The sequence below is a fragment of the Sporomusaceae bacterium genome, assembly GCA_031460455.1.
Lineage (GTDB): Bacteria > Bacillota > Negativicutes > Sporomusales > UBA7701 > Anaeroselena.
On the sequence record JAVKTQ010000005.1, the window covers coordinates 62,464 to 84,167 of the forward strand.

General features: G+C 63.0%; 23 protein-coding genes. 18 read left to right on the forward strand and 5 right to left on the reverse strand.

Annotated elements, in window-relative coordinates; all coding sequences use genetic code 11:
- Positions 1–119 precede the first annotated feature (119 nt).
- The 5 genes from RIN56_09540 (at position 120) to RIN56_09560 (ending at position 2,814) form a co-directional block, all read left to right on the forward strand.
- Positions 120–494, forward strand: a complete 375-nt coding sequence (locus RIN56_09540; protein MDR7867054.1) for a VOC family protein — start codon at positions 120–122, stop codon at positions 492–494.
- Between the two features lie 68 nt (positions 495–562).
- Positions 563–1,132 carry a nitroreductase family protein gene (locus RIN56_09545; GenBank protein MDR7867055.1) on the forward strand — a complete coding sequence of 190 codons (570 nt, stop codon included), beginning with the start codon at positions 563–565 and terminating at the stop codon, positions 1,130–1,132.
- Between the two features lie 36 nt (positions 1,133–1,168).
- The gene (locus RIN56_09550; protein MDR7867056.1) at positions 1,169–1,486 is read left to right on the forward strand and encodes a hypothetical protein; all 318 of its coding nucleotides are present in this window, start codon (positions 1,169–1,171) and stop codon (positions 1,484–1,486) included.
- Positions 1,487–1,565: 79 nt separating this feature from the next.
- Positions 1,566–1,916 (forward strand): ASCH domain-containing protein, encoded by a 351-nt coding sequence (locus RIN56_09555; protein ID MDR7867057.1) that lies wholly within the window; start codon positions 1,566–1,568, stop codon positions 1,914–1,916.
- 151 nt (positions 1,917–2,067) lie between these two features.
- Entirely contained in the window at positions 2,068–2,814 is a 747-nt protein-coding gene (locus RIN56_09560; protein MDR7867058.1) for a YdcF family protein, read from the forward strand.
- 87 nt (positions 2,815–2,901) lie between these two features.
- On the opposite strand, the gene RIN56_09565 is transcribed toward RIN56_09560, so the two are convergent.
- Both RIN56_09565 and RIN56_09570 read right to left on the reverse strand, forming a co-directional pair.
- Positions 2,902–4,527 carry a hypothetical protein gene (locus RIN56_09565; protein ID MDR7867059.1) on the reverse strand — a complete coding sequence of 542 codons (1,626 nt, stop codon included), beginning with the start codon at positions 4,525–4,527 and terminating at the stop codon, positions 2,902–2,904.
- Between the two features lie 80 nt (positions 4,528–4,607).
- A complete protein-coding gene (locus RIN56_09570) occupies positions 4,608–4,799 on the reverse strand; it encodes a hypothetical protein (GenBank protein ID MDR7867060.1) in 192 nt (63 codons plus the stop codon).
- Positions 4,800–5,059: 260 nt separating this feature from the next.
- Between RIN56_09570 and RIN56_09575 the strand changes: the two genes are divergently transcribed.
- Complete coding sequence (locus tag RIN56_09575) at positions 5,060–5,260, forward strand: hypothetical protein (protein MDR7867061.1); 201 nt, start codon at positions 5,060–5,062, stop codon at positions 5,258–5,260.
- Between the two features lie 59 nt (positions 5,261–5,319).
- Here RIN56_09575 and RIN56_09580 read toward each other — a convergent pair whose 3' ends face one another.
- Both RIN56_09580 and RIN56_09585 read right to left on the reverse strand, forming a co-directional pair.
- Positions 5,320–5,445 (reverse strand): hypothetical protein, encoded by a 126-nt coding sequence (locus tag RIN56_09580; protein ID MDR7867062.1) that lies wholly within the window; start codon positions 5,443–5,445, stop codon positions 5,320–5,322.
- Positions 5,446–5,622: 177 nt separating this feature from the next.
- Positions 5,623–5,769 carry a hypothetical protein gene (locus RIN56_09585; GenBank protein ID MDR7867063.1) on the reverse strand — a complete coding sequence of 49 codons (147 nt, stop codon included), beginning with the start codon at positions 5,767–5,769 and terminating at the stop codon, positions 5,623–5,625.
- Positions 5,770–5,889: 120 nt separating this feature from the next.
- On the opposite strand from RIN56_09585, the gene RIN56_09590 reads away from it, so the two are divergent.
- Genes RIN56_09590 through RIN56_09610 form a run of 5 tightly spaced genes read left to right on the forward strand, consistent with a single transcriptional unit; the run spans position 5,890 to position 8,918 of the window.
- Complete coding sequence (locus RIN56_09590; protein ID MDR7867064.1) at positions 5,890–6,261, forward strand: hypothetical protein; 372 nt, start codon at positions 5,890–5,892, stop codon at positions 6,259–6,261.
- A gap of 4 nt (positions 6,262–6,265) precedes the next feature.
- Entirely contained in the window at positions 6,266–6,778 is a 513-nt protein-coding gene (locus RIN56_09595; protein ID MDR7867065.1) for a nitroreductase family protein, read from the forward strand.
- Between the two features lie 38 nt (positions 6,779–6,816).
- Positions 6,817–7,515 carry a phenylalanine--tRNA ligase beta subunit-related protein gene (locus RIN56_09600; protein ID MDR7867066.1) on the forward strand — a complete coding sequence of 233 codons (699 nt, stop codon included), beginning with the start codon at positions 6,817–6,819 and terminating at the stop codon, positions 7,513–7,515.
- A gap of 53 nt (positions 7,516–7,568) precedes the next feature.
- Positions 7,569–8,123, forward strand: a complete 555-nt coding sequence (locus RIN56_09605) for a LemA family protein (protein ID MDR7867067.1) — start codon at positions 7,569–7,571, stop codon at positions 8,121–8,123.
- Between the two features lie 27 nt (positions 8,124–8,150).
- Positions 8,151–8,918: a TPM domain-containing protein gene (locus RIN56_09610; protein MDR7867068.1), complete on the forward strand. Its 768-nt coding sequence runs from the start codon at positions 8,151–8,153 to the stop codon at positions 8,916–8,918.
- A gap of 514 nt (positions 8,919–9,432) precedes the next feature.
- On the opposite strand, the gene RIN56_09615 is transcribed toward RIN56_09610, so the two are convergent.
- The gene (locus RIN56_09615; GenBank protein ID MDR7867069.1) at positions 9,433–10,839 is read right to left on the reverse strand and encodes an anion permease; all 1,407 of its coding nucleotides are present in this window, start codon (positions 10,837–10,839) and stop codon (positions 9,433–9,435) included.
- A gap of 291 nt (positions 10,840–11,130) precedes the next feature.
- Between RIN56_09615 and RIN56_09620 the strand changes: the two genes are divergently transcribed.
- From RIN56_09620 to RIN56_09650, 7 genes are all read left to right on the forward strand, one after another.
- Positions 11,131–13,044: a sigma 54-interacting transcriptional regulator gene (locus tag RIN56_09620; protein MDR7867070.1), complete on the forward strand. Its 1,914-nt coding sequence runs from the start codon at positions 11,131–11,133 to the stop codon at positions 13,042–13,044.
- 88 nt (positions 13,045–13,132) lie between these two features.
- Positions 13,133–14,332 carry a CoA transferase gene (locus RIN56_09625; GenBank protein ID MDR7867071.1) on the forward strand — a complete coding sequence of 400 codons (1,200 nt, stop codon included), beginning with the start codon at positions 13,133–13,135 and terminating at the stop codon, positions 14,330–14,332.
- 16 nt (positions 14,333–14,348) lie between these two features.
- The gene (locus tag RIN56_09630) at positions 14,349–15,257 is read left to right on the forward strand and encodes a hydroxymethylglutaryl-CoA lyase (GenBank protein ID MDR7867072.1); all 909 of its coding nucleotides are present in this window, start codon (positions 14,349–14,351) and stop codon (positions 15,255–15,257) included.
- A 439-nt stretch (positions 15,258–15,696) separates the two neighbouring features.
- Positions 15,697–16,797, forward strand: a complete 1,101-nt coding sequence (locus RIN56_09635) for a PRK06851 family protein (protein MDR7867073.1) — start codon at positions 15,697–15,699, stop codon at positions 16,795–16,797.
- Positions 16,798–17,387: 590 nt separating this feature from the next.
- Positions 17,388–18,428: a [FeFe] hydrogenase H-cluster radical SAM maturase HydE gene (gene hydE, locus RIN56_09640; protein MDR7867074.1), complete on the forward strand. Its 1,041-nt coding sequence runs from the start codon at positions 17,388–17,390 to the stop codon at positions 18,426–18,428.
- A 57-nt stretch (positions 18,429–18,485) separates the two neighbouring features.
- Entirely contained in the window at positions 18,486–19,418 is a 933-nt protein-coding gene (gene cysK, locus RIN56_09645; GenBank protein MDR7867075.1) for a cysteine synthase A, read from the forward strand.
- A gap of 221 nt (positions 19,419–19,639) precedes the next feature.
- Positions 19,640–21,640, forward strand: a complete 2,001-nt coding sequence (locus tag RIN56_09650; GenBank protein ID MDR7867076.1) for a methyl-accepting chemotaxis protein — start codon at positions 19,640–19,642, stop codon at positions 21,638–21,640.
- Positions 21,641–21,704: the final 64 nt, after the last annotated feature.

A 21,704-nucleotide genomic window follows, 5' to 3' on the forward strand; every position in this document is an offset into this window, starting at 1 on the left:
CCCTCATAGCATGCTATTTTATATCTTTTCCCCCGCGGGGAACCTTAACCCGATAAACGCCGGCAGTATCGGATAAAACCGGCAGGCCGGGAAACAAATACACCAGGGGGTGTATAGCCATGTTCAAAAGAATCGATCACATCGCCTTCACCGTCAAAGACCGGGAAAAATCGGTCCGCTTCTACGAACAGCTCGGCTTCAGGCAATACTTCGAGCACGACGTCCCCGTACCGGAAATCGAGAAAATCGTCTACCTGGAGCTCGGCGACTCCGTACTCGAACTCATCCACATGCCGCACGGAAAATGCGGCGCCGTCTATCATTTCTGCTTGGCCAGCGACGACTTCGATGCCGACGTCGCTCGCCTCAAAGCCGCCGGCGCCCCCGTCCAGACCGAGCCCCACCCGACCGCGGCGCGCAAAACGGGGGAGGAGGGCTGGCGGCGCGTCGTCTTCACCGGACCCGACGGCGAAGCGATCGAATTTCGCGGCTGACCCCTTCCGCCATAAACGGCAAACAGTCTATAATAAAGGCAGGACAAATCAGCGGGAGGTTGAGAAAAATGGAATGTCGCGACGCGATAACCGGCAGGAGGAGCTGCCGCAGCTTCACCGGCCGGGCGGTCGAAAAGGAAAAACTGACCGCCATCCTCGAAGCCGCCCTCGTGGCGCCCTCGCCAGCCAACAAGCAGCCGTGGGAATTCCTTGTGGCCGCCGACCCCCAATACAACGCCCGGCTCAAAGACGCCTCGGAAAAAACCAAGCACAAGCTCGCCGCCCGCAGCGGCTGGAAGTGGCTGCCCACCTTCAACATCGACTTCCTGCTCCAGGCCCCCGTCCTCATCGTCGTTCTCGGCGACCCGTCCAAAAACGGCGCCGAGCAGTTCCTCGACGAACCCAGCCCCGGCTACCTCGAAGCCTGCAGCGCCGCCATCCAGAATATGCTTCTCGCCGCTCACGACCAGGGGCTCGCGACCCTGTGGTTCTCCCTTTACGAAAAAAGCGACATCCGCGAAATCTTTGCAATCGATGACGACAAAGACCCTGTCGCCGTCATCTGTGTGGGATATTCTGAACGCCTCGCCGCGGCACCTGCCCGCAAGACCCTCGACGAGAAAGTAAAATTTCTATAATGCCGGCGCAGCTGCGTTCCGGCAGGAGTTGACCTTATGGACCTCTTCCTCGAATACCGCTGGCCCATTCTCGTCGTCCTGGAAGTCCTCGCCTGGGCTTCCACCTTCCTCATGTTCTACGCCCGTTACCGCCTGCGGTCCACCGCGCTCTTTCGCGCCGGCGTCATTCTCACCGTCCTCACCGGCGTCATCCCCCAGATCGGCATGGGAATAATCAACTACCTCGGCACAAGGGAAATCGACCTATTCACCGCCGTAATCGTCGCCCTCATCCTCTATGGCGCCACGGCCGGCAAAAAAGACGTCCGCAGGCTGGACTCCTGGGTGCAGAACAAATACGGCCGCGCGGAATGACCGCTTCCCTCTTCTACTGGCAGGGCAAATAGTGTATAATGTTAACAAAACGCCACAAAAGGGAGAGGGGATAGAACCAATGCTGGCGCTGAACTTCCAGTCCGCACTCCACGAAAAACTCCTCATCGAGCGCAAGAAAAACTATACCATCCGCCTCGACGACGTCAGCGGCATCTACCTCGAAAACTCCGTCGTCTGGATAACCGTCGGCAAGAAATACGCCCCCAAGCGCAAACTCTTCACCGCCTTCCTCGACCGTGTCAAGGTCAAGCGCTTCGCCGAACTCACCAAAGACGACCTCGCCCACCAAAACCCCGACATCAAAAGCGTCGAGGAACTCATCGCCAACTTCGAGGAAATCTACCAGAAAAACCTCACCGAAGACGACCTCGTCACCGTCATCGGCTTCTCCGAAATCACCGGCGAATAATACCGCATCCCAAGCGCCCCCGCCATCCGTGGCGGGGCCGTTTTTACAGTCGTCACCCGGCATAATAGGAAGAAATTTACAAATTATTCCTAGCATAATATTACATTATTTGGAAATTACTACTAGCCGGCGCCGGAAAGGACTGACCGCCGTGTATGTCATCAAATTTCTCTATACAGTCTTCCTTTTCCCGCCCGGTCTCTTCATCCTCGCCCTGCTCCTCCTCGCCTGGCGGCGCCGCAGCAGCCGCGCCCTTTCCCGCGCCGCCCTCCTCGCCGCCGCCGTCCTCTACCTTACCAGCATCGCCCTCGTCAGCGGCCCCCTCGTCAACTCCCTCGAAACCTGCCACACTCCACCGGCCCAGGTGAGCGGCGACGTCATCGTCGTCCTCGGCGGCGGCGTCACCCTCGACACCCCCAACCTCGGCGGCCGCGGCCACCTCTCCGGCTCGTCCGCCAACCGCCTGCTCACCGGCCTCCAGCTACACCACAAGCTAAGCGTTCCCATAATCATATCCGGCGGCCAGGTCTTCGCCACCGGCGGCGTCGAAGCCGAAGTCGCCCGCAGCATCCTCCTCACCCTCGGCGTCCCGGACGACAAAATCATCACCGAAACCGCCAGCCTCAACACCGGCGACAACGCCCGCAACACCGCCGCCATCCTCAGGCAGCGCGGCTTCGCTCGTCCCATCCTCGTCACCTCCGCCTACCACATGGAACGCGCTGTCCGCCAGTTCGGCAAAGCCGGCGTCGCCGTCCTCCCGTACCCCACCGACTACCAGGACAATGTCGTCCGCCGGTTCCACTACACCGACCTCTGGCCCACCCCGGCAGCCGCCGGCCAGCTCGTCCTGGCGCTCAAAGAGTATCTCGGCCTTGCTGCAATAAACTTGTATTGATTCCTCGGGTTGCCGATACACGGTCTCCGCGAAATCTAACTCCAAATACAAACACAAAGGCCCGCGAAAAATCGCGGGCCTTGCCTATTACCTACCCGGCAGCAACTTCTTCAGCAGACTCTCGCCCACCTTATCCGTGACCGCCTTTTCCAGCGCCTCGCGGGGCGAAGAAACCGTCGTGTCGCCCGTACGGCGCAGCCTTACAATCGCACCATCCGTCAGGCCCTCGGCCGAAAACGAGCCGCCCACCGTATTCACGATCACGTTGCGGAAATTCATCTGCTCGCCCTGCTTCACAAAATCGCCGGTCATCGACAGGAAAGGGATACCCGAAAACGACCCATCGCCCATCTTGAAGCTGCCCTCGGCATAACCGCCGCTCGCGCCCTTGCCCTCCAGCCGGGCGTCGAAATCCGTCCGGCCGCGGATATCCTTCTCGGAAAGCAGCCCGGCGTCCACGCCGCGTCCATTCGCCGTCATATTATACTGCTGCGTCGCCGGCACGATATTGCCCTGGATGGCCAGCGCCCCGTCCCAGGCGTTCGCATGGGTGTCAGTCAGCGTCAACGTCCCGCCGGAATACGTGAAGCTGCCGCGGCCGTTCGTGAACGCCACCGCCCCGAAGCTCCCCTGGTTGAGCGTGAACGTGCCCCTGGTCGTCGGGTTGGCTGTCGTCCCCGCAACCTTCGCCTGAAACGCCAGCTGTCCTTTCAGCGGCGTAGTGCCGAACGCCCCGGGATCGAACGCCGCCGCCGCCAGCTCGAGATCAAGCGCCAGAGCTGCATCGGCCAGCGTTACCATGCCGCCGGCCGTCACCTTTTGGCCGTTCACCAGCACCGCCGCCTCCTGCAGCGCCACCTTTCCGTCCGTCATACTCACCTTGCCCGCGCCCTCGCTCAGCGCGTAGCCCGCCACCGTCGCCGCCAGCTTCTCCACCGCTCCCTCGGCGGTCAGGCTCAGCTTGCCGGTCTTCTGCTTCACCGTCACCGACAAATTCTTCGCCGTGCCGCCCGTCAGCTTCAGATCGCCGGCCCCGATGAGCCCCAGCGGCAGATCGGCCAGCGCCGCCTGGTCGGCCTTCAGCGTCACCTCGCCGTCGCCGCCCTCGGCCCACGACCCCTTTGCCGCCAGCGGTGTACTGCCCGTCTTCGCCGTCAGATCGAAAGCCAGCGCCGGATAGCGGGCGAAATCCACGGTCCCGTTCACCGCCTCCAGCTTGCGCTCGTTTCCCGCCGACCCCGCCAGCAGCGTTCCCTGCTTTACGGTCACCGTCCCGCGGAAAGCCATCTCCCGGTCCTTGCTTGTCTTGATAAGATCCTCCCAGTTCCAGCGGCCGTCCTTGCCGCTCGTCAGCGTCATCGCGGCGTTTTCCAGCGTCACGCTCTTCACCGCCGAAAGATCGGCGCGCCCGGCCAGCACATCGCCGATGCCGAACCGCACCGCGATCCGTTCGCTCTTGCCCACCACCGCATTCTGCCGGTCGCTCACCGTAACGCCATCCATAATCAGCGACCCGGAAATCGAAAACTCAATTTTACCGACCGTCACCTTACCGTTCACCTGCTCATTGACCTTGGCCACAAGCTGGGTCTGGGCGGCGGACGCCATCTTGGCCAGCAGCGAATTCCACCAAAAACCCATGGCGAGCAGGGCAACCAGCCCGGCCGCCAGGGCGATCTTACCTTTTTTCGACACCGCAATACCGCTTAACATCGCAAAACCTCCTGCCGCGTTCCGTTACCCTACTATTTAAGCGGCAGGAGGCAATATTCCTTCCGACCCAAGTTCCCTTATTATTCCTCTATGTCCTCCGCGGCCGCGAACGCATCCTGCGACACCGTCGCCGCCGGCTCATCGCCCAGCCGTTTCTCCTCCCGCTCAGCCAGCCGCGCCGCCGCCACCATCTCCTTGGCCGAGCCGAGGGAATCTCCCGTCTTCACCCGTTCCGGAAAACGGACATACTCGCTCCGGTCACGATCACTCATTTTTATCACCCCTGGCCTAGTATTCCCGGTCCGCCGGGTAAAAAAAAGAGGTCTGCGTTTACACACAGACATCAACAGGAAAAGAAAATTGATATGGCTTACAAAAAATGTATCACATGGAAGGATACAAGTCAATAGAAACCCGCGCATTCGGCGCACAAATCCCCTGCCGCAACCATCGCGACGCCGGCGGCCATGTCCACGGCCGTCACAGTGGCGCCCCGCAGTTCATACAATGGAAAAAAACGGAGGTAGCGCACATGGGCAAAAACCGGCAATCCGCGGACCTTTTGGCCGACCAGCTCGACAACTACGACCTCACCCGGAAAGTTATCGCCTTGCGGTCCCTCGATCTTCTAACAAGAGTCAGCGAGGCCGAAGCCGCCAAAGCACAACCCGACCCCGCCGTCATCGCCAGCCTCGGATTGGCGATAGCGGCCGTCCTTTCATCCGTGGGATGACAGGCAGCCGCACGCCGTCGGCAAAAAAAAGGGGCCGCCTCGATCATGGCGGCCCCCCGTTATTCCTCCGTGTGCTTATAAACCGTCACCGCCGGGCGGATATCGAGCATCTCCAGACGCCGGCGCTTGGCCAGGCTGGCGTCCGCGGCCGGGTCGGGCGCGGCGTGGTCATACTTCATCTCCAAACATCTCACCCCCTCGCAAGGTAAGGCAACGCATCCGCAGGGGCTGATATTCCGGGGCGCGCGCGCCGCCCCGCGTCAGGCCCGCGGCCTTCCCGGCCTACCAACCCCCTCGGCGTTAGTGTGCGCCGGAAAGCAGCCGCCTAATCTGCGTCATCACCTGGCAAATTACGGCATCCGCTACGACGGCATCTCCGACGTCCCCGCGGTGAACAGCTTCTCCTGTTTGGCGTACACATCCTCCTCCAAGGCAGCGGCTCCGTCAAGGCCGGCGTCCGGCCGCACAGCCGGTTTCCGCCGCCCGTCCGCTTCGCTGCGGCTGACCATAAAAAATCACCTCCCGCAGCTAGTTTGCCCAGCGGCGCGAAAAAACCGCCGCCGTCGCCGCCGGCCGCCGCGCATGACCGGGCCGGTAATGGGCAATAATGTTTCGCGAGGTGAAAAGCCATGCCCTTCAAACCCACCGTCATCCTCGACTTCGACGGCGTCATCCACAGCTACGTCAGCGGCTGGCAGGGAGCGGACATCATCCCCGACCCGCCCGTGGAGGGGATAAAAGACGCGATAGCGAATATGAGGAAATACTACCGGATCGTCATCGTCTCATCCCGCTGCTACCAGCCCGGCGGCATCGCCGCCATCGAGCGCTGGCTGGCCGCGCACGGCATCGTCGTCGACGCCGTAACCGACGAAAAGCCGCCCGCCAAAGTCATCGTCGACGACCGGGCCATCACATTCGACGGCGACGCCGGCGCCCTCCTCGCCAAAATAAATTCCTTCCGGCCCTGGACCTATCGCAAGAAAAAAACAAGGAGCTGATCATATGGAAGCCATCTTCACCCGCCGTAGCATCCGCCGCTACGCCGACGAGCCGGTCGACGCCGGCGCGGTCGAAAAACTGCTCGCCGCCGCCATGGCCGCTCCCTCGGCCGGCAACGAACAGCCGTGGGAATTCATCGTCGTCCACGACCAGGCCACCCGCGAAGAAATAACCCGCGTCCACCCCTACTCCCAAATGCTCAGGCAGGCCCCGGTCGCCATCGTCGTCTGCGCCGACAAGGCCCGCAGCCGCTACCCGGTCGAATACTGGGTCCAGGACTGCGCCGCCGCCACCCAGAACATCCTCCTCGCCGCCGCCGCCCTCGGCCTCGGCACCTGCTGGCTCGGCGTCCACCCCGTCCCCGAGCGCGTCGCCGGCGTCCGCCGCGTCCTCGCCATCCCCGAACCCATCGTGCCCTTCGCCATCGTCGCCGTCGGCCATCCCGCGGAGCAGTCGGGGAGGGTGGACCGCTTTGACGAAAAACGCATTTATCGTGAAAGCTACGGGCGGAAATAATCCCCCCAACCAACCTATTTTCCAAAGGAGCTGACCCCATGAAATTCATCGTCGCCCCCGAAATCTTCGACCTTTTCCCCACCGCCTGCTTCGGCGTCGTCGTCGCCAAAGGCTTCCCCCGCGGCGCCCAGCCCGCCGTAGCCAAAAAGCTCGAAGCCTCCCTCGCCGCCGCCGCCGGCAACTTTCCCGACGGCGTCAAAAACCATCCCGCCATCGCCGTCTGGCGCGACGCCTTCACCAAACTCGGCCTCAACCCCAACAAATTCGCCAGCTCGGTCGAAGCCCTCCACACCCGCGCCGTCAAAACCGGTCACATCCCCAGCATCAACAGCGTCGTCGACCTCGGCAACGCCGTCTCACTCAAATACATCCTCCCCATCGGCGCCCACGACCTCGGCCGCATGACCGGCGACATCCACCTCCGCCTCAGCCGGCCCGGCGACATCTTCACCCCCTTCGGCAGCCCCGAGGCCGAAGAAGTCCCTCCCGGCGAAATCGTCTACGCCGACGGCCTTGAAGTCCGCACCCGCCGCTGGGTCTGGCGCCAGGGCGACAAAGCCAAAATCGAAGCCGATACCAGCGACATCTTCTTCCCCATCGACGGCTTCGCCGACCTCAACAAAACCGACGTCCTGAACGCCAGGGGCGAACTGGCCGCCGCGCTCGCCTTCCTCGGCTGCCGTGCGGAAATATTCTTTATAGATAAGGATAATCCCGTAACAGAATGGGCGGACTAGCATATTTTCTGCTATAATATATAAGTACCCCAAAGCAAACAGGAGGTAAAAAAGTGAACAAATCACTCTGGGTCGTCATCGCCGTGGTCGCCCTGCTCGTCGTCTTCGGCTTTTCAAGCTACAACAGCCTCGTCGGCATGAACGAAAACGTCAACGGCAAATGGAGCCAGATCGAAAACATGCTCCAGCGCCGCGCCGATCTCATCCCCAACCTCGTCAGCACCGTCAAGGGCTACGCCGTCCACGAGCAGCAGGCCATCGCCGCGGTAGCCGACGCCCGCGCCAAGCTGGCCGGCGCCGGCGGTCCCGCCGCCAAGGCCCAGGCCAACGGCGAACTTAACTCCGCCCTCTCCCGCCTGCTCGTCGTCGTCGAAAACTACCCCAACCTCAAGGCCGACCAAAACTTCCGCGCCCTCATGGACGAGCTCTCCGGCACCGAAAACCGCATCGCCGTCGCCCGCAAGGATTACAACGACGCCGTCCAGGGCTACAACACCAAGATCCGTTCCCTACCGACCAGCATCTTCGCCGGCATGATGGGCTTCGGCCCCAAAGAATACTTCCGGGCCGAAGAAGGCGCCAAGCAGGTACCCCAGGTCAAATTCTAACCCCGTTCCGAAACGAGGGATAAAACCATGAAAAAGTGGCTGGCCTGCCTGTTGCTGGCGGCGTTCCTGCTTTCCGGCGCTGTGGCCTGGGCCCAGCCTGCCATTCCGCCCGCGCCCACCTCAGGCAGCCTCTTCGTCCGCGACTACGCCGGCGTCCTCAGCGAAGACGCCAAAACGAGGATCAACTTCCTCGGTTCCCAGCTAAAAGGCAAAACAAAAGCCCACATCGTCGCCGTCGTCGTCAAAACCACCGACGGCGCGCCACCGGCCGAATACGCCCTCGCCATCCTCAGGCAGTGGGGCGTCGGCGACAAAACAAAAAACAACGGCGTCGTCATCCTCGTCGCCATCGACGACCGCGCCTCCCGCATCGAAGTCGGCTACGGCCTCGAAGGGCGGCTGCCCGACGCCAAAACCGGCCGCATCCAGGACGAATACATGCTGCCCTACTTCCAGCGCGGCGACTACGACCGGGGCGTCTACAACGGCTACCTCGCCGTCGCCCAGGAAGCCGCCCAGGAATACGGCATCACCCTCGACGGCGACAAGAAGAAAACCCTCTCCCGGCCCCAGCCGGCGGGCGACGCCCCCTGGTGGGACGCCCTGCCCTGGTGGGGCAAGATCCTTCTCCTCGCCGGCGCCATCGGTCTCTTCATCCTCGACTGGGTCTTCTTCGGCGGCCAGTTCACCTGGCTCATCCTGTCCCTCCTCATGCGCCGCGGCGGTGGGGGAGGGGGGGGAGGAGGATTTGGCGGAGGGTCAGGCGGAGGCGGCGGCTCCGACCGCCGCTGGTGACAGCCACGGCCGCCCATAAGGCCCCATCTGCGGCGTTGCTCCTCAGACCGCTTGCTTGCGTACGTCCGAGTACGCGGCGCGGCGCGCTCGCACCCTTTCGGGTATAAGCGATCACATCAACGCTAAAGCGTTGTGTGTCTGCTTATCCGGTGCGCCTTGCATCTGGGACCTTCTGCGCGGCCTAAGCCTATACAATGCTTTGACATCGCACTCTTTTCGCCGGAGGCGGCGGAGAACGCGGGCGTAGCGCCGTTGCGGAGGACGAGTACGCGCCGTTGGCGAAGCAGGCCGGTAACACGAACGTACGCCCGGCCATGGACGGCCGGGCGAGGAGCCATCGGACACGGACGTCCGTTGGCGACGGTACGGCTGTGTCGGCCCGAACCTTACGGCGCGTTCGGCCGCAGCTTTGGCGCATAGCCCGCGTTCTCCGCGAGCCAACCTAGTACTGGAGGAAAACAAAACACAAAAGAGGCGTATCCGTCCGGATACGCCTCTTTTTCTATGCCAGTTGCTACCAGAGCCCGAGCACCTTCCACCAGGCGCCGCCGATGCCGATCCAGATCACCATATTGATCAGCGACACCACGAAGCCCAGCTTCCACCACGTCCCCTGGTCGACATAGCCCGCCCCGAAATAAATCGGCGCCGGGCCGGTCGCGTAATGCGTAAGGTTGGCGCACAGGTTCGAGAAATACGCCAGGATCAGCGCCACCAGGTACTTCGGCGCCCCGGCGGCCACGCAGATCGTCGCGAACGCCACATACATCGCCGTCACGTGGGCCGTCAGACTCGCGAAGCCGTAATGCGCGTACATATAAATCACCGCCAGCACCAGCAGCGCCGGGAGCCAGTTTATGCCCGCCACCGCCGCGCCGGCCGCCTTCGCGAACCAGGGGATGAAGCCCAGCTTGAGAAGGAACCCCGACAGCGACACCAGGCTGCCCAACCAAAACATCGTATCCCAGGCCGCCTTCTCCTCGGTGATGTCCTGCCACTCCAGCACCTGGCACACCAGCATCAGGCCGATGCACGACAACGCCACCAGCGTCGCATCCAGCTTGTTGATCGTCGCCGTCGCCCATAGCAGCAGCGCCAGGCAAAAGATCCCCGCCATCAGCTTCTCCGCCTTCGTCGTCGGGCCCATCTTCGCCAGCTCGGTGGCGGCCAGCTTCTTGATCTCCGGCGTCGCCTTCAGCTCGGGCGGATAGACCTTGAACAGGAAATACGGAATGAGCAGCAGCGACACAATGCCGGGCACGCACGCCGCCAGCGCCCATAGGCCCCAGCTTATCTGGATGCCGAGAGCCTTCGACGCCAGCTCGGCCACCAGCGGGTTGGCCGCCATCGCCGTCATGAACATCGCCGACGTCACCGCGTTGCCCTGGAAGACCGACTGCATCAGATAAGCGCCGATGCGGCGGGCGGTCGGCCCCGGCGACGAATCGTACGCCAGGCAAAGGCTCTTCGTTATCGGGAAAAGCACGCCGCCCGCGCGGGCGGTATTCGACGGCGTCGCCGGCGCGATGATCAGATCGCTTAAAGCCAACGCATACGCCACCTTCAGGCTGCTGTCGCCGATCGCGTTGATCAGCGTATACGCGATCCTGCGCCCCAGGCCGGTCTTGATCAGCCCCTTGGCGAACAGGAAAGCCGACACCACCAGCCACACCGTCGTATTGCCGAACGCGCCGACCAGCAGATCGCCGATCTTCACCACCCCGGCCAGCGCCGTCACGCACATGGCAATCAGACCGAGGGCCCCCAAAGGCAGCGGCGGGAAAATAAAAGCGACAATCGTGGCGACAAAAATAGCGAATAAATGCCAGGCTGCGGGCTTGAGGCCCGCCGGTACGGGAATGAACCACAACACCAGTCCGATACAGACAACGGCGATACCTCGCCATGCGTTTTTGGACAACTGTTTCACCCCTCTCGCTCAATACGGAAAACTTCCTGTTGCCTCCCCTCCGCCGCCACGGCCTTCATAACCCAATAAACTCCTTATTTCCTAATAAGCAAAAAACGTGCCAAGGAGGAAACTGGAAGATAACGGCAGCTCGGGACGCGGCAGGGACCGGCCGCATCCCGAATCTGAGACTATATGGCCCGGACATGAAACAAAAATGAGAGTCGCCGGCAGGACTTCGCCGCGCCGTCAAGAAAGAAGGGAAATAATTACAACAAATATATTAACGCGAAGGAGACGCCCATGCATCGCATCGTTCTCGTTTCCCCGTTCCGCGACCTGTCACTGCTGGCCCGCTCGGCGGCCGAAGAGCTGGGCATCGCCCTGGAAGTCCACGAAGGCTCGATGGACCAGTCCGGGGAAGTGGTCAGGAAATGCCTTGCCGGCCTGCCGGTCGACGTATTCGTCAGCCGGGGCGGCACCGCCGCCTACATAGCCTCCTGCACCGACATCCCCGTCGTCAGCATGGACACCGGCCCCTTCGACATAATGGCCTGTTGCCTGGAAGCGCGCGAGCTGTCGCCCAACATCGCCGTCACCTCCTACTGGCCGCTCACCGGGCTCGACCTCCTCGAAAAAGTCCTCGGCGCCTCCATCACCAACATCAACTTCACAACCCTCGCCGACCTGGAGGAAAAAATCATCGCCCTCGCCCACAGCGGCCATTACTGCGTCGTCGGCGGCGGCCCCACCGTCACCTACGCCCAGAACAACGGCCTGCCCAGCGTCTTCCTGCGCACCAGCCGCGAAACGGTCTCCGACGCCCTCATCAAAGCCCGCGACCTTGCCAAACTCCGGCGGGACGAAAAAGCGAAAGCCTTCCGTCTCAAAGCCATCCTCGATTCCGTCTATGACGGCATCATCGCCATCGACGCAGCCGGCAAAATCGAAGTATTCAACCGCGCCGCCGAGCGCATCCTCGGCCTCAGCGCCGCCAGGACCCTCGGCCGGGCCGTCAAAACCGTCATCCCCACATCCAGGCTCGAAAGCGTCCTCCAACTCCACCAGGCCGAGATCGGCGAAATCCAGGAAATCGGCGACGTCCGCATCGTCACCAACCGCATCCCCGTCACCGACGGCCGCGCCACCATCGGCGCCGTCGCCACCTTCCAGGACGTATCCGGCGTCGTCCACGCCGAGCGCAACGTCCGCAAACAGCTCACCGGCAGCCAGTTCCGGGCCCGCTTCTCCTTCGCCGACATCGTCGGCCTCTCGCCCGTCATCCAGGAACGCAAGCGGCTCGCCAAAAGCTTCGCCGCCTCCGACCTCACCGTCCTCATCTACGGCCCCTCCGGCACCGGCAAAGAACTGTTCGCCCAAAGCATCCACCTCGCCAGCCGGCGGCGCGGCCACCCCTTCGTCGCCGTCAACTGCGGCGCCCTGCCCCCCTCGCTCCTGGAAAGCGAACTGTTCGGCTACGAAGAAGGCGCCTTCACCGGCGCCAGGCGCAAAGGCAAGCACGGCCTGTTCGAGCTCGCCCACGGCGGCACCATCTTCCTCGACGAAGTCGAAGCCATCCCCGTCGAGCTCCAGGGGCGGCTGCTCCGCGTCCTCCAGGAGCGCGAAGTCCTCAGAGTCGGCGGCGAAAGCATCGTCTCCGTCGACATCCGCGTCGTCGCCGCCACCAACACCCCGCCCAGGGAACTGCTCGCCACCGGCAAAATCCGCGCCGACCTCTTCTACCGGCTCAACGTCCTCTACCTCGAGCTGCCCGCCCTCGCCGAGCGCAAGGAAGACATCCCCGACCTCTGCCGCCACTTCCTGCCGGGCGCCGTCATCGACGAAGCAGGCTGGTTCCGGGAAATGCTCCCCTACCTCGAAAACTACTCCTGGCCCGGCAACGTCCGCGAACTCTACAACTTCGTCCAGCGCCTCGCCTTCTTCCAGGCCGGCTACGGCGGCGCCGACGCCAGGAGCCTGCTCGCGGCCATCGCCCCCAACATCCTCGAAGAGGCGGTCGCCGCCGACGGCGCAATCCCGCGCGGCGACCTGCGCCAGGAACTCGCGCGCAGCGAAATGGCGAAAATCGCCGCCGTCCTCAAAAACTCCGCCACCGCCCAGGAAGCCGCCGACCGCCTCGGCATCGGCCGCTCCACCCTCTGGCGCAAGCTCAAACAATACCGCGAAAAAACCGCCGGCCGCGATCCGCTGTCGTGAGAACGGCCGGGTAATCCTCCTCCCCGTCTTGGCACAGTATTTGCATCATATAATCACATACCGCAATAGAAAACGGGGAGGAAACGATATGGAAACAAGACGCGGCGCCCTGCAGGGTTTGACCGTCCTCGACATGACAAGAGTGCTCGCCGGCCCGTTCGCCGGGATGATAATGGCCGACATGGGGGCCAACGTCATCAAAGTCGAAGAACCGGAAAAAGGCGCCGACGAACGGCACATGGGCCCCTTCCAGAACGGCGAAAGCGCCTACTTCATGAACCTCAACCGCAACAAGCGCGGCATCACCGTCAACCTCAAAGCCCCCACAGGCAAGGAACTCTTCCGCCAGCTCGTCCAAAAAGCCGACATCGTCCTCGAAAACTTCCGGCCCGGCACCATGGAAAAACTCGGCCTCGGCTACGAAGACCTCCAAAAAATCAACCCCCGCATAATCTACGCCGCCATCTCCGGCTTCGGCCACTACGGCCCCTACAAGGACCGGCCCGGCTACGACATAATCTCCCAGGCCATGAGCGGCCTCATGAGCACCACCGGCTGGCCCGGCGGCGAACCCACCCGCACCGGCACCGCCATGGGCGACGTCCTCGGCGGGCTCTCCTGCGTCATCGGCATCCTCGCCGCCGTCCACAACCGCAGCCTCACCGGCGAAGGCCAGAAAGTCGACGTCGCCCTCGTCGACTCCGCCGTCGCCAGCCTCGAAATCATCAACATGATCTACCTCACCGAAAAACGCATCCCCCAGCGTATCGGCAACCGCTACGAATCAACCTACCCCTACGACTCCTTCAAAGCCGCCGACGGCAGCCTCGTCATCGGCACCGCCAACGACAAACTGTGGCAGAACCTCTGCGCCCTCATGCAGCGCCCCGACCTCGCCGCCAAACAGGAATGGGCCCGTGTCCGCGACCGGGTGCAGAACCACGCCGCCGTCAAAATCGAAGTCGAAAACTGGACCGTGCAGCACAAAGTCGCCGACCTCGTCGACATGCTCCTCGCCGCCGGCGTCCCCGCCGCACCCATCAACAACATCGAGCAAGTCGTCAACGACCCCCACATTGCCGGCGCCCGCGAAATGTTCGTCGAAATCGACCACCCCAAAGCAGGCAAACTCAAAATCACCGGCTCGCACATCAAAATGTCCGCCACCCCGCCCTCCATCCGCGTCCCCTCGCCGGCCCTCGGCGAGCACAACGCCGCCGTCCTCGGCGAACTCCTCGGGCTGAACGGCGAACAGGTTGCCGGGCTGAAAGCCGACGGAGCCATCTGAGCAGGAGGCGAAAACCGTGAAAATCCCCCAAAACGTCGAAATCATCGAAGTAGGCCCGCGCGACGGCTTCCAGAACATCAAAACCCCCATCCCCACCGACGTCAAGCACGAAATCATCGCCGCCGTCATCGCCGCCGGCGTCAAAAACCTCGAAGTAACCTCCTTCGTCCACCCCAAAGCCATCCCCCAGATGGCCGACGCCGCCGAAGTTGCCCGCGCCGCCGTCGCCAGGCGGGAGGCCGACAGCCTCCGCCTCTTCGCCCTCGTCCCCAACCTCACCGGCGCCCGGAAAGCCTACGACTGCGGCCTCCGCGAAGTCACCTGCGTCATCTCCGCCAGCGAACGCCACAACCTCGCCAACATCAACCGCACCCGCGAGCAATCCCTTCAGGACCTCGCCGGCATAACCGCTGAGCTCCCCGGCCTCAAAATCCGCCTCGCCGCCGCCACCTCCTTCGGCTGCCCCTTCGCCGGCCCGGTGGCGGAAAAAGACGTCTTCAGCCTCGTCGAGGCCGCCGTCGCCGCCGGCGCTTGCTCCGTCGCCCTCTGCGACACCATCGGCGTCGCCAACCCGCTGCAGGTATACCGGCTTAGCCAGCGCTTCCTCGCCGCCTTCCCCGCCGTGCCCGTCGCCCTCCATCTCCACGACACCCGCGGCATGGGCCTCGCCAACACCCTTGCCGGCCTCGAAGCCGGCATAACCACCTTCGAAACCGCCATCGGCGGCCTCGGCGGCTGCCCGTTCGCCCCCGGCGCGGCCGGCAACACCGCCACCGAAGACCTGCTCAACATGCTCCGCGCCATGGGCGTCGCCACCGGCGTCGACCTCGACCGCTACCTCGCCGCCGTCGCCATCGTCAAAGAAAAAATCCAGCCCACCCTTACCGGCCACATGGCGAGCGCCTGCTCGTACCCAGGTCTGTAAACTGTTAAAAGGACCGCGGCGTCCCCGGGCATCGGGGCAACCACGGTTAGCGAGGACGGCGGCCGCTACTTGGCGAGAGAGCCGGTAACAGCACCGCACGAGCCGCCATGGACGGCGGCGAGAACCGACACTCGGACATGGACGTCCGTGTGGCGGTGGTGCGGTGCTGTCGGCGACGAGCCTAGTAAGTCCGCCGCCCGCAGCGGGTGGGTGACCCGATGCCGGGGAACAGCCGCGTGGAAAAACTGTTAGACCTGTTACCCTCAAGACCTCTGCATACTTGCGGAGGCTTATTTTTTGCTGCCTGCAGTCCCTCCAAGAAAGCACCATAACAAATTCTTCCCTCCTCGTTCCCCGGTGGCAGAATCCCCTCCGTCGCATATCATAATGTGCGTTAAAAACCGGCCCGCCGCCGGCAGGCCGAACAGGAGGATAATACATGAGCGAGGGAAAAATCCGTCACCTCTTTCCGGGCGGCAACACGCCCCAGGGCTTCTTCTCCTACTACAACTACATAATCCCGGCCGACGCCAGACGCATCTTCATCATGAAAGGCGGACCGGGGACGGGGAAAAGCACCTTCATGCGCCGGATGGGGGAGCAGCTCTGCGCCCGCGGCTTCGACATCGAGCATCACCATTGCTCCAGCGACAACGGCTCCCTTGACGGCGTCGTCGTCCCCGCCCTCGGCGTCGCCTTCATCGACGGCACCGCCCCCCACGTCGTCGACCCCCGCCACCCCGGCTGCGTCGACGAAATCATCCACCTCGGCGACTTCTGGAACGAGGGCGGCATGGTCGCCAACAAACGGCAGATAATAGCCTGCACCGCCGAAATAAGCACCAGCTTCCAGCGCGCCTACCGCCTCCTCCGCGCCGCCAAAGCCCTCTACGACGACTGGGAAGCCGCCAACGCCGAAGCCCTCGACCACGCCGCCGCCAACGACCGGGCCCGGCAGCTCCTCGCCGCCGTCTTCGGCAGCCGCGACACCGTAGGCGCCGGCCGCCTCCGCAAACTCTTCGCCTCCGCCATCACCCCCGACGGCATGGTCAACTACCTCGACACCTCCGTCTGGCCCGCCGGCCGCTGCTTCGTCGTCACCGGCGACCCCGGCTGCGGCAAAAGCACCCTCGTCCGCAAAGTCGTCGACGCCGCCCTCGCCAAAGGGCTCGACGTCGAAGCCTTCTACTGCCCCCTCGACCCTGAAAAACCCGAACACGCCGTCATCCCCGCTCTCGATGTCGCCGTCACCACCTCCTTCCTGCCGCACCCCTACCACGCCGCCCGCCAGCCCGAGCTCACCATCGACATGGGCGAATGCCGGCGAAGCGACACCGTCGCCACCCGCGCCGCCGCCGTCACCTACGACCAGGACCTTTTCTGGGAACTGTTCGTCAAAAGCGTCGCCTGCATCAAACGCGCCAAAACCCTCCACGACGAACTCGAAACCTACTACGTCCCGAACATGAACTTCGCGGAGATCGAAAAACTCTGGCAACAGACGCTCAATCGCGTGCTATCTTACCAGGGCAGCCGTTGATAAGCCCCATCTGCGGTGTTGTTCCGTCGGGCGCTTGCTAGCGTACGGCCCGAGTACGCGTCGCGGCACGCCCGACGGAGCCGCCTTGCATCTGGGGACTTCTGAACGGCTGCGGCAGTCCATCGCTTTTTAGGGGACATCGTACTGCAACACGGAGAACGCAGGCGTAGCGCCGTTGCGGAGGCCGTTACGCGCCGTAGGTGAAGCTTGCCGGTAACACGAACGTACGCCCGTCCATGGACGGACGGGCGAGGAGCCATCTGTCACGGACGACAGTTGGCGACGGTACGGCTGTGTCGGCGCAAGCCTTCGCCTTGCAGGCATAAGCGACCACATCGCCGCTAAAGCGGCGTGTGTCTGCTTACGGCGCGTTCGGCCGCAGCTCCGGCGCATAGCCTGCGTTCTCCGCGGGCAAGGCAGGGGAACAGTCGACAGAGCGAGGGGATTCTCTGTCTTTCCACGCGTGGTATAATGACAAGCCTCTTTCCCACACAAACTAAATCAACAATACCCGCCCGTCAAAAATCCATAGCATTCCGATAGGAATTGTTGTATAATAATAGCAAATACCCGCCAGGAGGAGGCCCGCCATGGACATCGCCGCCCTCATCGCCAAAGCCGAAACAACCCACCAACTCGACAAGCCCGAAATCGTCGCCCTCCTCGCCGACGACGCCCATACCCAGGACCTCTTCGCCGCCGCCGACCGGGTCCGCCGGCTTTACGTCGGCGACGAAGTCCACCTGCGCGGCCTCATCGAATTCTCCAACACCTGCCGCCAAAACTGCCACTACTGCGGCCTGCGCCGCGACAACAAAAACGTCCACCGCTACCGCCTGGAGCCCGACGCCATCATCGACCTCGGACGCAAAGCCAAGGAATACGGCTACAAAACCGTCGTCCTCCAATCGGGCGAAGACCCCTACTACACCCCCGACATCCTCCGCCATATCATCGGCGAAATCAAAAAACTCGGCGTCGCCATCACCCTCAGCATCGGCGAAAAAAGCTGCGAAGAATACGCCGCCTACAAACAGGCCGGCGCCGACCGCTACCTCTTGCGCATCGAAACCACCGACTGCCGCCTCTACGAGGACCTCGACCCCGGCATGAGCTTCGCCAACCGTCTCCGCTGTCTCCGCGACCTCAAAGCTCTCGGCTACGAAGTCGGCACCGGCTGCCTCATCGGCCTGCCCGGCCAGACCCTCGAATCCCTCGCCGACGACATCCTCTTCTTCAAAGACCTGGACGCCGACATGATCGGCGTCGGCCCCTTCATCCCCAACCCCGACACCCCGCTCGCCGCGGCCGCCGGCGGCGCCTTCACATTAAGCCTCAAAGTCATGGCCATAATAAGACTGCTCCTGCCCGACATCAACATCCCCGCCACCACCGCCATGGAAACCCTCGACAAAAACGGCCGCATCATTGCCCTCCAAAGCGGCGCCAACGTCGTCATGCCCAACGTCACCGAAGGCGACTACCGCCGCCACTACGCCCTCTATCCCGGCAAAATCTGCGTCGGCGACACCCCGGCCCAGTGCCGCTCCTGCATCACCGGCAAAATCACCGCCATCGGCCGCAAAATCTCCGCCGGCCACGGCTTCCGGCAAAAAAAGAATAAAGAATAGCAGAGCCGGAGTATACGGTTCTGTTGCAACAGAAAACCCAATAGGGAGGTACCTCCTATGGCCATCGCCCATTCCCTCACCGACCTCATCGGCAACACCCCGCTCCTTGAGCTTGCCGGCTACGCCCGCGCCGAAGGCCTCAAAGCCCGCATCCTCGCCAAACTCGAATACTTCAACCCCCTCGGCAGCGTCAAAGACCGCGCCGCCTTCGCCATGATAACCGCCGCCGAAGAAGCCGGCCTCATCAATAAAGACACCCTCATCGTCGAACCCACCAGCGGCAATACCGGCGTAGGCCTCGCCTTCGTCGCCGCCGCCCGCGGCTACAAAATCGTCCTCACAATGCCCGAAACCATGAGCCAGGAACGGCGCAGCCTCCTAAAAGCCCTCGGCGCCGAACTCGTCCTCACCCCCGGCCCCGAAGGCATGAAAGGGGCCATCGCCAAAGCCGGGGAAATAGTCGCCGCCACCCCCAACGCCTTTATGCCCCAGCAGTTCGAAAACCCCGCCAACCCCGCCGTCCACCGCCGCACCACCGCCGAAGAAATCTGGCGCGACACCGGCGGCAAGATCGACATCTTCGTCGCCGGCGTCGGCACCGGCGGCACCATCACCGGCGTCGGCGGCGTCCTCAAACAGCGCAACCCCGCCATCCGCGTCGTCGCCGTCGAGCCCTACGACTCGCCTGTCCTCTCCGGTGGCAAGCCCGGCCCCCACAAAATCCAGGGCATCGGCGCCGGCTTCGTCCCCAAAATCCTCGACACCGCCGTCATCGACGCCATCGCCACCGTCAAAGCCGACGACGCCTTCCGCACCGCCCGCGCCCTCGCCCGCACCGAAGGGCTCCTTGTCGGCATATCGAGCGGCGCTGCCGCCTTCGCCGCCGACGAACTCGCCCGCCGACCGGAAAACGCAGGAAAAACCATTGTCGTCATCCTGCCGGATACAGGCGAACGCTACCTATCCACCAATCTTTTCGCCCAAGAGTGAAACGTCGCCGGCCCTCGCAAATGAGGGCCGGTGTTTTTTTTGATTCTGGAGATATAATTAATGATTATTGCACCCATAAGCAAAGCAAATTGACATAAGTTTTAGTGCCATGGTATGCTTTTAACAATAACGACCAAATAATCGGGTATTTTCCTAAAATCACCATCCTGCCGCGGGACATGCTCCAGCTCTCCGACAATACAATAGACGGGGTGAGAGAAATGAACGTCAACAGTCTTCAGTTCCGCATCCTCGCCGGAGTCACCGTCGCCCTCCTCATGATAGTCTTAGTTATCGCCGGCTTTTCCGTCTATACCACCCGCGCCTACCTCGAAGAAAACGACCGGCAGGACATGGCCGCCCGCTACAGAGGCATGACGCACATGCTCGACACATATAAGACCAACGCCCTCGGCCACGCTCAGGCGCTGGCCCGCAATCCCCAGATTATCGACGCCGCCAAGCGCCGCGACGCCCAGGCCCTGTTCGCCATAACCACCCCGCTCATGAAAGAGGGCCAGCTCGACTACATGGTCATCACCGACCCCAAAGGCTTCGCCCTCATCCGCACCCACGAGCCCGGCAAAATCCCCAAGCCCGACGATAGCATCGCCAACCAGGTCAATGTCGCCCAGGCCATGGTCGGCAAACCTTTCGTCGGCATCGAGGAAGGCAAGGTCGTCAAGCTCTCCGTGCGGGCGGGCGCCCCGCTCTACGAAGCCGGCGTCCTCGTCGGCGTTATCTCCACCGGCTACGTCGTCAGCGAGAACGAAATCGTCGACATGGCCAAAAAAATGTTCGGCTCCGAATTTACCCTTTTCCTCGGCAGCGAGCGGGTCGCCACCACCCTCGTAAGCGCCGACGGCAAACGCATGACCGGCACCACCCTCGACAACCCCGGCATCCTCGACACCGTCCTCAAGCAGGGCAAGGTCTACGTTGGCGCCAACCGCATCGCCGGGATAGACTATACCACCGCCTACGGCCCGCTCATCGGCGCTAACGGCAAAACCATCGGCCTGATCTTCACCGGCACGCCTCAAAGCCGCATCCAGGCCGTCGCCAGCGGCCTCACCTTCCGCGTCGTCACCGTATCGGCGCTCGTCCTCGTCATCGGTCTCATCGGCGCCGCATTTCTTACCGGCCGGCTCGCCAGATCTGTCCGGCAGGTCATGGAAAAACTACATCAAGTAGCCGGCGGCAACCTCGCCGTAGCCGCTCTCGAAATACAAAGCCGCGACGAAATTGGCCGCCTGGCCGCCACCTCCAACACCATGGTCACCGGCCTCAGGCAGCTTGTCGGCCAGATATCCCACTCGGCAGGGCAGATCGCCGCCTCCTCTCAGCAGATGACCGCCAGCGCCGAACAATCGGCCCTCGCCGCCGGGCAGGTCGCCGAATCAATCACCCAGGTCGCCGCCGGCGCCGCCCGACAAGTCAGAGCTGTAGATCAGACCGTGGCCTCGTTCGAAGATCTCTCAACCGGCATAAGGCAAATCGCCGCCAGCGCCGACACCGCCGCCGCCGCCGCCGGCAAGACCGCCGGCACAGCCAAAGACGGCGGCGCGGCCATCGACAGGGCAGTCAGCCAGATAACCAGCATCGAAAAAACGGTCGTTAATTCCGCCCAGGTCGTCAGCCGGCTGGGGGCGCGTTCACAGGAAATCGGCGAGATCGTCGGGACCATCTCCGGCATCGCCGGCCAAACCAACCTTCTCGCCCTCAACGCTGCCATCGAGGCCGCCAGGGCGGGGGAATCGGGCCGCGGCTTCGCCGTAGTCGCCGACGAAGTCCGCAAGCTTGCCGAACAATCCCAGGACGCGGCGGCCAGGATCGCCGCCCTCATCGGCGAAATCCAGGCCGACACCTCCCAGGCGGTCAGCGCCATGGAAGCAGGAACGCGCGAAGTAAAAGTCGGCACCCAAGTCGTCCATTCCGCCGGACAATCGTTCGGTGAAATAGCCGCCCTCGCCGCCGACCTTTCCGGCCAGGTGCAGGAAATATCCGCCGCAATCCGCCGCCTGTCCCAGGGCAGCCAGCAGATAGTGGCCGCCGTCCGCGAAATCGAAGGAGTCAGCAAAGGGGCAGCCGCGCAGAGCCAGAACGTCTCCGCCGCTACCGAAGAACAGTCGGCCTCCATGCAAGAAATCGCCGCCGCCAGCCAGGCGTTGGCCAGAATGGCCGAAGAGCTCCAGGCCGCCGTCAGCCGCTTCAGCCTGTAAAAATTCCGATTCCCTACGGCCCGCGCCTTCATAGCGCGGGCCTTTTCGTATTCCGGCAGGATAT

What these genes read in the sequence shown, in the direction of transcription:
- RIN56_09540 (MDR7867054.1), top strand. Translation starts at nt 120, where the DNA reads ATGTTCAAAAGAATCGATCACATCGCCTTCACCGTCAAAGACCGGGAA.
- RIN56_09545 (MDR7867055.1), top strand. Translation starts at nt 563, where the DNA reads ATGGAATGTCGCGACGCGATAACCGGCAGGAGGAGCTGCCGCAGCTTC.
- RIN56_09550 (MDR7867056.1), top strand. Translation starts at nt 1,169, where the DNA reads ATGGACCTCTTCCTCGAATACCGCTGGCCCATTCTCGTCGTCCTGGAA.
- RIN56_09555 (MDR7867057.1), top strand. Translation starts at nt 1,566, where the DNA reads ATGCTGGCGCTGAACTTCCAGTCCGCACTCCACGAAAAACTCCTCATC.
- RIN56_09565 (MDR7867059.1), bottom strand. Translation starts at nt 4,527, where the DNA reads ATGTTAAGCGGTATTGCGGTGTCGAAAAAAGGTAAGATCGCCCTGGCG.
- RIN56_09570 (MDR7867060.1), bottom strand. Translation starts at nt 4,799, where the DNA reads ATGAGTGATCGTGACCGGAGCGAGTATGTCCGTTTTCCGGAACGGGTG.
- RIN56_09575 (MDR7867061.1), top strand. Translation starts at nt 5,060, where the DNA reads ATGGGCAAAAACCGGCAATCCGCGGACCTTTTGGCCGACCAGCTCGAC.
- RIN56_09585 (MDR7867063.1), bottom strand. Translation starts at nt 5,769, where the DNA reads ATGGTCAGCCGCAGCGAAGCGGACGGGCGGCGGAAACCGGCTGTGCGG.
- RIN56_09590 (MDR7867064.1), top strand. Translation starts at nt 5,890, where the DNA reads ATGCCCTTCAAACCCACCGTCATCCTCGACTTCGACGGCGTCATCCAC.
- RIN56_09595 (MDR7867065.1), top strand. Translation starts at nt 6,266, where the DNA reads ATGGAAGCCATCTTCACCCGCCGTAGCATCCGCCGCTACGCCGACGAG.
- RIN56_09600 (MDR7867066.1), top strand. Translation starts at nt 6,817, where the DNA reads ATGAAATTCATCGTCGCCCCCGAAATCTTCGACCTTTTCCCCACCGCC.
- RIN56_09610 (MDR7867068.1), top strand. Translation starts at nt 8,151, where the DNA reads ATGAAAAAGTGGCTGGCCTGCCTGTTGCTGGCGGCGTTCCTGCTTTCC.
- RIN56_09620 (MDR7867070.1), top strand. Translation starts at nt 11,131, where the DNA reads ATGCATCGCATCGTTCTCGTTTCCCCGTTCCGCGACCTGTCACTGCTG.
- RIN56_09625 (MDR7867071.1), top strand. Translation starts at nt 13,133, where the DNA reads ATGGAAACAAGACGCGGCGCCCTGCAGGGTTTGACCGTCCTCGACATG.
- RIN56_09635 (MDR7867073.1), top strand. Translation starts at nt 15,697, where the DNA reads ATGAGCGAGGGAAAAATCCGTCACCTCTTTCCGGGCGGCAACACGCCC.
- hydE (MDR7867074.1), top strand. Translation starts at nt 17,388, where the DNA reads ATGGACATCGCCGCCCTCATCGCCAAAGCCGAAACAACCCACCAACTC.
- cysK (MDR7867075.1), top strand. Translation starts at nt 18,486, where the DNA reads ATGGCCATCGCCCATTCCCTCACCGACCTCATCGGCAACACCCCGCTC.
- RIN56_09650 (MDR7867076.1), top strand. Translation starts at nt 19,640, where the DNA reads ATGAACGTCAACAGTCTTCAGTTCCGCATCCTCGCCGGAGTCACCGTC.